A 10,410-nucleotide genomic window follows, 5' to 3' on the forward strand; every position below is an offset into this window, starting at 1 on the left:
CGATTCAGCCTACGTGCAGGTTATATGCGCTCATTTAACCATGCAATCAACTGGGCGCGCAGTTCAGGGGCTTGTGGCTCATTGAACACCTCATGGTAGGCATCGCGCACCGGCACGTACGTGACGTCCGCGCTACCGCGGGTGGCGCTGCGCGCAAACCGTTCTGTTGCCCGCGGGTTCACCAACTTGTCGGCGGTACCTTGAAACACCAGCAGCGGCAGCGACCACTGCTGCGCTCTTCGCAGTGCCTGGTAACCGTTCCGCACCATCGTAATAGCCGTCAATGCGGGTACGCGCCCGTGGTAGTTAAGGGGGTCCCGCTCGTAGTCCGCCACCACCGCACGGTCGCGACTCACCGCGCTAGCCTCAAGCGAAATCAACGGCAGACCCGGCAAAACCCGCGCCAGAATCCCCAGGGGAGCGAATGCCCAAGTGGGAACCGGTGCCGTTTCAAAAGCCGGCCCGGACAAACACACGCCCGCCACACCCCGCGGGCGGAGCAAAGCCGAAGCGGCGGTAACTAAACCACCCATCGAATGTCCAAACAAAAACAGTTTGCGCGTGCGCATCTCGCGCAGTACTTGCCGGCGCACATCCTGATGCACCCGAATCAGATGCCCCACGTCCACCCGCGCTCGCGGCCCACCCGTACGCCCGTGCCCCGGGTGGTCGTACCCATACACGTCGTATCCCGCGTTCTGCAGCGCCTTCGTGAGCGCGTGGTACCGCCCGTAATGCTCCGCGTACCCGTGTGCTACGAGCACGGTTGCGCGGGGAGATTTTGCCTTCGCGGATTTCAGTTCCGGTAGCATGTGCCGCCTCCAGTGTTTCCTACCACCTCTGAGGTTCTGGCCGCTACCTTTGCCCCTGAGGTTCTTCGCTACTGATTGATGAGGCGCTTAATCCTCTCAATACCTTCTTCCAGGTTAGCGTCGGAAACCGCGTAGGACATGCGGATGAACCCCGAGGGGCCGAACGCCTCGGAGGGAACTACCGCAACTTCAGCTTCGTCCAGCAGGACTGCCGCGAGGTCTGCGGACGAGTTAATCGTGCGGCCCGCAATCTTGGTCCCAAACAGATCGCTCACCGCGGGGAACGCGTAGAACGCTCCGTGTGGGGTGGGCACGTCAAAACCCTGCACCTGGCGCAAGCGGCGAACCATTTCCTTGCGCCGCCGGTCGAATGCTTCGCGCATCTTCGCTACCGCCGACAAATCGGAAGACACCGCTGCCAGTGCCGCTGCCTGCGCCATGTTGCACACGTTTGACGTCAGGTGCGATTGAAAACTCGTCGCGGCCTTGATCACATCGGCCGGCCCAAGCATCCAGCCGACGCGCCACCCCGTCATCGCGTAGGTTTTCGCCACGCCATTCATGATGATCGCCGTATCCGCCAGCTGCGGCACCAGATTCACAATGTGTGTTGGCTGCGCCCCGTCGTACAGTAGGTGTTCGTAAATCTCGTCCGACAGCACCCAAATCCCATGTTCAAGCGCCCACTCACCAATCGCTTTCACTTCCTCAGGGGTGTACACCGCGCCCGTGGGGTTCGACGGTGAGCAGAACAATAGTGCCTTCGTTTTTGAGGTGCGAGCCGCTTCAAGCTGGTCAACACTCACCTTGTAGTCCTGCGTTGCATCGGCGAAGACCTCAACCGTTTTCCCGCCGGCCAGCGCAATTACCTCGGGGTAAGTGGTCCAGTACGGTGTGGGGAGCAGAACCTCATCCCCGGGGTCAATCACCGCGGCAAACGCCTGGAACACCGCCTGCTTACCCCCATTTGTTACCAAAATGTTCTGCGCCGGGTCCACTTCGTAACCCGAATCGCGCAGCGTTTTCGCAGCAATAGCTTCGCGCAGCGGCGCTAACCCCTTACTCGGGGAGTACTTATGCATCGCTGGATCTTGGGCGGCCTCAACCGCTGCCTGTACAATGTAATCAGGCGTGGAAAAATCGGGTTCGCCCGCACTGAAACTAATCACGGGCCGACCCTGCTCGCGCAGCTCACGGGCACGGCTAGTAACCGCCAACGTAGCGGACGGGGTGATCGCCCCGAGTCGAGATGACACGCGAGGTTTTGCTGCAGTACTCAAATTGGGAACTCCTTAAAACTTGGAAACGGCGATCCGGAAAACACTATAAAACGCGATCTGAAAACGCAATAAACGGCGCTCCAAAAACGCTGTAAAACGTGGTTCGAAACCACATTGTATATTCTTCGCGTAAACCGCATCGAGACAGCGGGTGAAGAAACGGTGAACCACAAACCTGTGGGGTGCGGCATAGATGTGAACCACCAGTTGGACTTGTTCGCCGCGGACCTATAAACTTTTATCCGCACACTTAGTGCACCAATCCGTCGCGTTAAAAGCGTGAGGGAAGGGCAGTGGCGCAATTGGTAGCGCACCGGTCTCCAAAACCGGCGGTTGTGGGTTCGAGTCCCTCCTGCCCTGCGGTATAATAACGAGTGTTTTAGATTTAAGGAGGTCGCGCCCGTGTCCAATCAGCCGTCCGCTGGAACCTCCGGTACTGACACGAAAACAGGTTTTTTTGGCCGCATCATCCTGTTCGTTAAACAGGTGATTGCCGAGCTTAAAAAAACCGTGTGGCCCACTGGGGAACAGTGGTGGACCTTCTTCCTGGTAGTGCTCGTATTCGTCCTTTGCGTCATGGCGTACACCGGGCTTCTAGACCTCTTGTTCGGCTGGCTAAACAAACTCATTTTCGCGTAATGGCAGTTTGAAACCCGATCGTTTATACTAGACACGTCGATTCACACACCCTAGTAACTAGGGTGTGTTCCTTTTTATACGAGCACTAATACCCTGCGAGGTACAGGCATATGACTACAGAAGAAACATCACCTACCCCTGAGGAACAGGCTGAAACAGCAACCTCAGGCGCAACCACAGCTGAGACCACTTCTAACGAAGCTGCGGCAGCAACCCCCTCAGGTGAAACCGCTGCAGAAACCACCTCAGGTGAAACCGGGGCGGCTGAACAGTCGGCCGACGCGGAGAACACGGCCCCTACCGAGTTAGCGGCAGAGCCTCAGGAAGAAAACACTGCAAAAACCGCAGCGGACGGTGAAGCCGACGCGCAGGCAGACGTGCAAGCTGAAGCGGGCGCAGACGGTGAAGCGGAAGAAGTGGATCCCGTCCAGGCGAAACGGGAAGAACTTATGTACCTACCGGGCGACTGGTATGTAATCCATTCCTACTCCGGGCACGAACGGCGCGTAAAAGCGAACTTGGAGCAGCGGATCACGTCGCAAAACATGGAAGACTACATCTTCCAGGTGGAAGTGCCGATGGAAACCGTTACGGAACTAACCAAAGCGGGGAAGAAGAAAAAGGTGGACCGCGTGCGCATTCCCGGCTACGTGCTCGTGCGCATGGACATGAATGAAGCCTCCTGGCGCGTAGTGCGCGACACCCCGGCGGTAACCGGATTCGTGGGGGACGCGTACGACCCATTCCCCCTCACACTCGACGAAGTTGTGAGCATGCTGACGCCCATGTGGGAATCGAAAGAAGAAGCGCAGCAGGCGCAAGATCAGGTTGTTACCGCACCAGAAATCACCTATGAGGTGGGTGAATCCGTCACCGTTAAGGAAGGGCCATTTGAAAACATGCCCGCCACGGTTTCGAGTGTGGATGCGGCGCAGCGGAAAGTCACTTTGTCCATCATGATCTTCGAGCGGGAAACCCCGATCGAACTGAGCTTCGACCAGATCGAGAAGATCGACTAGGTGATTTGCCGCACGCTTAGTGGCATTCAACGCCCTCAACGCGTTAAGATAATCGATCGTGTAGTGTGCGAAAACGCGGCCCAAAACCGGGAAGCATTCCGCTTGGGTGGGTGGAGCGCACGCACGCCCGTGGGCACAACGCCTCGGGAAACGAGTAAGTATTAAGGACCCTTATATATGGCACCGAAGAAAAAACCAGTGGGCCTAATTAAACTCCAGATTCAGGCTGGTGCAGCTAACCCAGCGCCTCCGGTTGGTCCGGCGCTGAGCCAGCACGGCGTGAACATCATGGAGTTCTGCAAGGCCTACAACGCAGCAACTGAATCCCAGCGTGGCGACATCGTTCCCGTTGAAATCACGGTTTACGAAGACCGCAGTTTCACGTTCGTAACGAAAACCCCGCCGGCCGCTCAGATGATTAAGAAGGCCGCTGGCGTGGCGAAAGGTTCGGGCACACCCCACACGGACAAAGTGGGTAAGCTCACCAAGGCGCAGGTTCGCGAGATTGCTGAGACGAAAATGCAGGATCTGAACGCGAACGATATCGCAGCCGCGTCCAAGATCATCGCCGGCACCGCCCGCTCCATGGGGATCACCGTAGAATAAGCAAGTGTTCGTGGGAGGGCCACGCTGCCCAAACCGCAACTGCAGAAAGAGAAGAGCAGATGAAAAAGCGTTCCAAAGGCTACCGGAAGGCAGCTGAAAAACTACATGAGGGGGAGGTCTACGCTCCTCTTGAGGCATTCCGCCTCGCTAAAGAAACGTCAACTGTTAAGTTCGACGCCACCGTTGAGGTCACGTTCCGCTTAGGCGTTGACCCGCGTAAAGCCGATCAGATGATCCGCGGCACCGTTTCGTTGCCGAACGGCACGGGCAAGACCCAAAGGGTCCTGGTTTTTGCTCAGGGTGACCGCGCGCAAGCCGCTATCGACGCGGGTGCGGACGAAGTTGGATCTGACGACCTGATCGAGAAGGTCGCGGGTGGGTACACGGACTTTGACGTGGCCGTCGCAACCCCAGACCTCATGGGTAAAGTTGGTCGTCTCGGCCGGGTGCTGGGTCCGCGTGGCCTCATGCCTAACCCGAAAACCGGGACGGTGACGATGGATGTGGCGAAAGCCGTTAAAGAGATTAAGGGTGGGCGGATTGAGTTCCGCATCGACAAGCACTCGAACCTCGCGTTCATTGTTGGGAAAACCTCGTTCACCGCGGAAGCTCTGACGCAGAACTACGCAGTTGTGCTCGACGAAATCCTGCGCCTGAAGCCAGCTGCTTCGAAGGGCCGTTACATTCGTAAAGCAACGGTTTCCACCACAATGGGGCCGGGTATCCCACTGGATGCCACGAAGACACGGAACCTCGACAGCGAAGACGCCGCGTAACGCGTTTTAACACTAAGTGGTGGGAGCTTCTAGTTCCCACCACTTTTTGTTACCCACCCGACCTGCCTCCATTACTTTGGTGGGGTGGCAGCGGTTTCTCAAAATGCGGGTTTGTAGGTGGGATGGTTACTCGCAGTGCTCGCTTGTGAGTAGGTCTGGTTGGCGCCGCGTTTGTGCGGTGGCGAGCAAAGTGCCTCGGGGTAGGGCTTGTGACTGAATGCACCTGGCGGTGGGTTGGCAAGCGCGAATGCGCGGGCTAAGCTAATGGGTAGCCAAAGACCGTTGGTACCCCTTGGGGTTAAATCCGTGATGGAGCCTACGCAGGTGAGTTACAAGCTGAGTTTTCGTCCTTGTGCACCCGCGTGTGGCACAGGGACTTTTTAATTCCCCGCACGTTTAACCACATTGGGGCCACGGCTGATCACGGAAGGAGGACCATGGCAAGGTCCGATAAGGAAGCGACAGTAGCTCGTTTGGCGGAGCGTTTCCGCGAAGCGAATGCGCTTGTGCTGACTGAGTACCGTGGCTTGAGCGTGGCGCAGATGAAAGACCTGCGTCGCTCGATGGCCGGGAACGCCGAATACTCCGTGGTGAAAAACACGCTCGCTAAGATCGCGGCGAAGGAAGCCGGCTACGACTTCCTAGCTGAAGACCTGGTTGGCCCCACCGCGATCGCGTTCGTGACCGGTGAGGTTGTGGACGCCGCGAAGGCACTGCGTGATTTCTCCAAGGAGAACGAGGCACTGGTCCTGAAGTCCGGTGTCATGGAAGGCGCTCACCTGTCTGAGGAAGAAGTTAAGAAACTCGCGGACCTGGAGTCTCGCGAAGTTATGCTCTCCAAGACTGCAGGTGTGCTCAAGGCTGGCATGTCCAAGGCCGCATTTGCATTCGCTGCGCTACCCACGAAGATGGTTCGCACCGTCGACGCGCTGCGTGAAAAGCAGGAAGAAGCGGCTTAAAGCCGCGTAATAGCGAGATAATTTAAACCACCCCACCTGGGGTAAACGGAAGGAAGTGCCATTATGGCTAAGCTCACCGCTGAAGAGCTGATTGATGCTTTCAAGGAACTCACCCTTGTAGAACTGTCCGACTTCATCAAGAAGTTCGAGGAAGAATTCGACGTTGAGGCTGCTGCTCCAGTAGCCGCTGTTGCCGCAGCTCCCGCTGCTGGTGGCGAAGCAGACGCCGCTGAAGAGCAGACCGAGTTCGAGGTTGTCCTCGACTCCTTCGGCGACAAGAAGGTCGCTGTGATTAAGGCCGTTAAGGCGATCACGGGTGAGGGCCTGAAGGACGCCAAGGAACGCGTTGAAGGTGCGCCTTCCACGGTTGCCGAGGGTGTCTCGAAGGAAGACGCTGAGAAGATGAAGGCCGACATTGAGGCCGCAGGCGGTACCGTTACCCTCAAGTAACGAAACCAGCTTCAAAAAAAGGGAGGCTCCACGCCGGGGCCTCCCTTTTTGCTACTCAGGTTGCGGCTACTGGCGCCTGCAAAATGCGGCATGGTGGTCGGGCGTGAGCCCAGGGATAACCCCGAGAAGTGGGGGATCGGCGCGGCCAAAGTGTCGTGATTTGCCACACGATACAGTTAGTGGTATTGGCAAACACTATTAGTGCTGGTAGTGTAGACAGTTGCGCATATTGTCCGATGCTACCTGCTTCACGTACATGAAAAGAGCGCTAGTGTCCGTGAGTGGGGTTTAGCGAGGGGCATAAGCGCCGCGCGCATTAAATGAAAGCTGGGAAGGATTGCCCTTTGGCTGCACAGAGTCATTCTGCCGCTAACCATTTGTCGCCGCGCATCTCGTTCGCCAAATTTCGCGAACCGATGCAGGCCCCAAACCTCCTAAGCCTACAGACAGAAAGTTTCGAGTGGCTCCTCGGCACCGATCAGTGGCGTGCCCGGGTGGAAGCTGCGAACAGTTCCGGGCGGAAAGTACTGCCGGAAACGTCTGGCTTAGAAGATATTTTCAACGAAATCTCACCAATCGAAGACGTGGCTGGCACCATGTCGCTCGCATTTCGCGAGTTCCACTTTGAACCACCGAAGTACTCCGTGGAACAGTGCCGCGAGAAAGACAAAACGTACGAAGCACCGCTGTACGTACAAGCCGACTTTATGAACCACACCACGGGTGAGATCAAATCTCAAACCGTGTTCCTAGGGGAATTCCCCCTCATGACACCCCGCGGTACCTTCATTATCAACGGCACCGAACGTGTCGTCGTGTCGCAGCTCGTCCGTTCACCCGGCGTGTACTTCGAAGCCGGAGCCGACAAGACTTCCGACCGGACAATCTACACGGCCAAAATTATTCCCTCCCGCGGTGCGTGGCTCGAGTTTGAAATCGACAAACGCGACGCCGTGGGGGTGCGGATCGACCGCAAACGCAAACAGCCGGTAACCCACTTCCTGAAAGCCCTCGGCATTCCCGAATCGGAACTGCGGGACATGTTCGCGGACTACCCAGTGCTCATCGAAACCCTCGAAAAAGACACGGTATCCACGCAAGAAGAAGCACTGACGGACATCTACCGCAAGATCCGCCCGGGGGAACAGGTCTCAGCGGAAGCCGCGCAGAACCTCATTGAAAACTTCTACTTCAACCCCAAGCGGTACGACCTAGCAAAAGTTGGTCGCTACAAGATCGACAAAAAACTGGGGCTTGAAACGGACCTCGACGAATCTGTGCTGCGTCTTGAAGACATCGTGCAGACCGTGAAATACCTGCTGGCGCTACACAAACGCGGCAACACCACCGGTCGGGAACGCGAAGAAATCAAATTCGCGGGGATGCGCAATGGGGAACCTGTTGAACTTCCCCTTGACGTGGATGACATTGACCACTTCGGTAACCGCCGGATCCGGGCGGTAGGCGAACTGATCCAAGCGCAAGTGCGCACCGGCATGGCGCGCATGGAACGCACCATCCGCGAACGCATGACGACGCAGGATATCGAAGCGATCACGCCGACGTCACTGATTAACATTCGCCCCGTAACCGCGGCGATCAAAGAGTTCTTCGGCACGTCACAGCTGTCGCAGTTCATGGACCAGAACAACCCGTTGGCCGGGCTGACGCACAAACGCCGCCTGTCCGCCCTCGGGCCCGGTGGTCTATCCCGCGACCGCGCCGGCATGGAAGTGCGCGACGTGCACCCGTCCCACTACGGCCGCATGTGCCCAATTGAAACTCCTGAAGGCCCAAACATTGGTCTGATCGGTTCGCTCGCAACCTTCGCGCGCATCAACCCGTTCGGGTTTGTGGAAACCCCGTTCCGCGTCGTTAAGGACGGTCAAGTAACGGACGAAATCCACTACATGACGGCTGACGAAGAGAACGGGCACTTCATCGCTCAGGCATCGGCTGAACTGGATGACCAGGGCCGATTTGTTGCCGAACAGGTGCTGTGCCGGATCGCTGGGGAAGACCCGGGCCTGGTTCCCACGCAAGACGTCGACCTCATGGACGTGTCTGCCCGCCAGATGGTGTCCGTGGCAACCGCGATGATTCCATTCCTCGAGCACGACGACGCGAACCGCGCTCTGATGGGTGCGAACATGCAGCGTCAAGCCGTGCCGCTACTCACCACGGAAGCTCCGCTGGTGGGAACCGGGATGGAACGACGCGCCGCAGTGGACGCCGGCGAAATGATTATCGCGAAGAACGCGGGCGTCGTCACAGAAGTATCGGCCGACCTCGTGTCCATCATGACTGATGAGGGGGGAACGGATTCCTACCGACTCGAAAAGTTCGGGCGCTCCAACCCGGGTAACTGCACCAACCAGCGCGTAGTCGTAGACGAAGGCGACCGCGTTGAGGTGGGGGACTTACTCGCAGACGGCCCCGCCACACAGGGCGGGGAACTAGCGCTCGGCAAGAACCTCCTGGTCGCATACATGTCCTGGGAAGGTTTGAACTACGAGGACGCGATCATCCTGTCGGACCGCGTGGTCCAAGACGACGTGCTCACCTCAATCCACATTGAGGAATATGAAATCGCGGCGCGCGAAACGAAACTGGGTTACGAAGAGATCACCCGCGACCTGCCGAACGTGTCTGAAGAGGCGCTCGCGGACCTCGACGAACGCGGTATCGTCCGCATTGGCGCAGAAGTGGAAGCGGGCGACATTCTGGTCGGTAAGGTCACGCCTAAAGGGGAGACGGAACTGACCAGTGAAGAGCGTCTGCTGCGCGCAATCTTCGGTGAGAAAGCCCGGGAGGTGCGGGACACGTCGATGCGCGTCCCCCACGGCGAATCCGGAATCGTGATCGGGGTGCGCGAAGCAAACGCGGACGAGGACGAACTGCAGCCAGGTGTGCAGCAGAAAGTCCGGGTCTATGTGGCGCAACGCCGTAAGATCCGCGTTGGTGACAAGCTCGCGGGCCGCCACGGTAACAAGGGTGTCGTGTCCAAGGTACTTCCGGTAGAAGACATGCCGTTCCTTGAGGACGGCACCCCGGTCGACATCATCTTGAACCCACTGGGTGTGCCCGGGCGTATGAACGTTGGACAGGTACTGGAATACCACCTGGGGTGGATCGCGGCGATGGGCTGGGACGCCTCCGCAGCGGTTGAAGCGGCGAAGGAATGGACAAAACACATTCCGGCGGAAGGCATTAAAGCGCCTGCACGCACCAACGTTGCTACCCCCGTGTTCGACGGTGTGGAGCAAGAAACCCTCATGGGGCTGCTGCGCAACACGCTGCCGAACCGCGACGGCCAGCGCCTAATAAACGACGAAGGTAAAGCCCAGCTTTACGACGGGCGCAGTGGGGAACCGTTCCCGTACCGCATGGCGGTGGGCTACACCTACATGCTGAAACTGCACCACCTGGTGGACGACAAGATTCACGCCCGTTCCACGGGCCCGTACTCGATGATTACGCAGCAGCCGCTGGGTGGTAAAGCCCAGTTCGGTGGCCAGCGTTTCGGCGAGATGGAAGTGTGGGCGCTGGAGGCATACGGCGCGGCCTACGCGCTGCAGGAACTGCTGACCATTAAGTCGGACGATATGAAGGGCCGCGTGTCGGTTGTGAACTCGATTGTGAAGGGTGAGGACATTCCTGAGGCAGGGATTCCCGAGTCCTTCCGCGTGCTCATGTACGAGATGCGTTCACTGTGCTTGAACGTTGAGGCACTGGACGCGGAAGGTAACGTGATTGACCTGACGACCCACGACACGGCGCGTTCAGCGACGGAAGAGTTAGGGATTACCCTCGACACCCGTCCGCAGGCCGGCGCCTTGATTGACGACATTTAATAAGGAGTTCTCATC

The 10,410-nt window shown here is 58.0% G+C and carries 9 protein-coding genes and 1 tRNA gene; 8 read left to right on the forward strand and 2 right to left on the reverse strand.

What is annotated here, in order from left to right; genetic code table 11:
- Positions 1-20 precede the first annotated feature (20 nt).
- Together CJ187_RS00410 and CJ187_RS00415 are read right to left on the reverse strand one after the other, a co-directional pair.
- Complete coding sequence (locus CJ187_RS00410; RefSeq protein ID WP_102216257.1) at positions 21-812, reverse strand: alpha/beta hydrolase; 792 nt, start codon at positions 810-812, stop codon at positions 21-23.
- Between the two features lie 68 nt (positions 813-880).
- Complete coding sequence (locus tag CJ187_RS00415) at positions 881-2,092, reverse strand: pyridoxal phosphate-dependent aminotransferase (RefSeq protein ID WP_102216256.1); 1,212 nt, start codon at positions 2,090-2,092, stop codon at positions 881-883.
- 287 nt (positions 2,093-2,379) lie between these two features.
- Between CJ187_RS00415 and CJ187_RS00420 the strand changes: the two genes are divergently transcribed.
- From CJ187_RS00420 to rpoB, 8 genes are all read left to right on the forward strand, one after another.
- Positions 2,380-2,452 (forward strand) — tRNA-Trp (locus tag CJ187_RS00420).
- Between the two features lie 42 nt (positions 2,453-2,494).
- On the forward strand, positions 2,495-2,731 hold the full coding sequence (secE, locus tag CJ187_RS00425; protein WP_102216255.1) for a preprotein translocase subunit SecE: 237 nt from the start codon (positions 2,495-2,497) through the stop codon (positions 2,729-2,731).
- A gap of 110 nt (positions 2,732-2,841) precedes the next feature.
- The gene (nusG, locus tag CJ187_RS00430) at positions 2,842-3,750 is read left to right on the forward strand and encodes a transcription termination/antitermination protein NusG (protein ID WP_233187319.1); all 909 of its coding nucleotides are present in this window, start codon (positions 2,842-2,844) and stop codon (positions 3,748-3,750) included.
- A gap of 177 nt (positions 3,751-3,927) precedes the next feature.
- The gene (gene rplK / locus CJ187_RS00435) at positions 3,928-4,356 is read left to right on the forward strand and encodes a 50S ribosomal protein L11 (protein ID WP_102216254.1); all 429 of its coding nucleotides are present in this window, start codon (positions 3,928-3,930) and stop codon (positions 4,354-4,356) included.
- Positions 4,357-4,415: 59 nt separating this feature from the next.
- The gene (gene rplA / locus CJ187_RS00440; protein ID WP_102216253.1) at positions 4,416-5,132 is read left to right on the forward strand and encodes a 50S ribosomal protein L1; all 717 of its coding nucleotides are present in this window, start codon (positions 4,416-4,418) and stop codon (positions 5,130-5,132) included.
- A 437-nt stretch (positions 5,133-5,569) separates the two neighbouring features.
- Entirely contained in the window at positions 5,570-6,091 is a 522-nt protein-coding gene (gene rplJ / locus CJ187_RS00445; protein WP_102216252.1) for a 50S ribosomal protein L10, read from the forward strand.
- A 63-nt stretch (positions 6,092-6,154) separates the two neighbouring features.
- Positions 6,155-6,541 carry a 50S ribosomal protein L7/L12 gene (gene rplL / locus CJ187_RS00450; protein ID WP_102216251.1) on the forward strand — a complete coding sequence of 129 codons (387 nt, stop codon included), beginning with the start codon at positions 6,155-6,157 and terminating at the stop codon, positions 6,539-6,541.
- A gap of 320 nt (positions 6,542-6,861) precedes the next feature.
- Positions 6,862-10,395 (forward strand): DNA-directed RNA polymerase subunit beta, encoded by a 3,534-nt coding sequence (gene rpoB, locus CJ187_RS00455; protein ID WP_102216250.1) that lies wholly within the window; start codon positions 6,862-6,864, stop codon positions 10,393-10,395.
- Positions 10,396-10,410: the final 15 nt, after the last annotated feature.

This window comes from Gleimia hominis (assembly GCF_002871945.2).
Taxonomy (GTDB): Bacteria; Actinomycetota; Actinomycetes; order Actinomycetales; family Actinomycetaceae; genus Gleimia; species Gleimia hominis_A.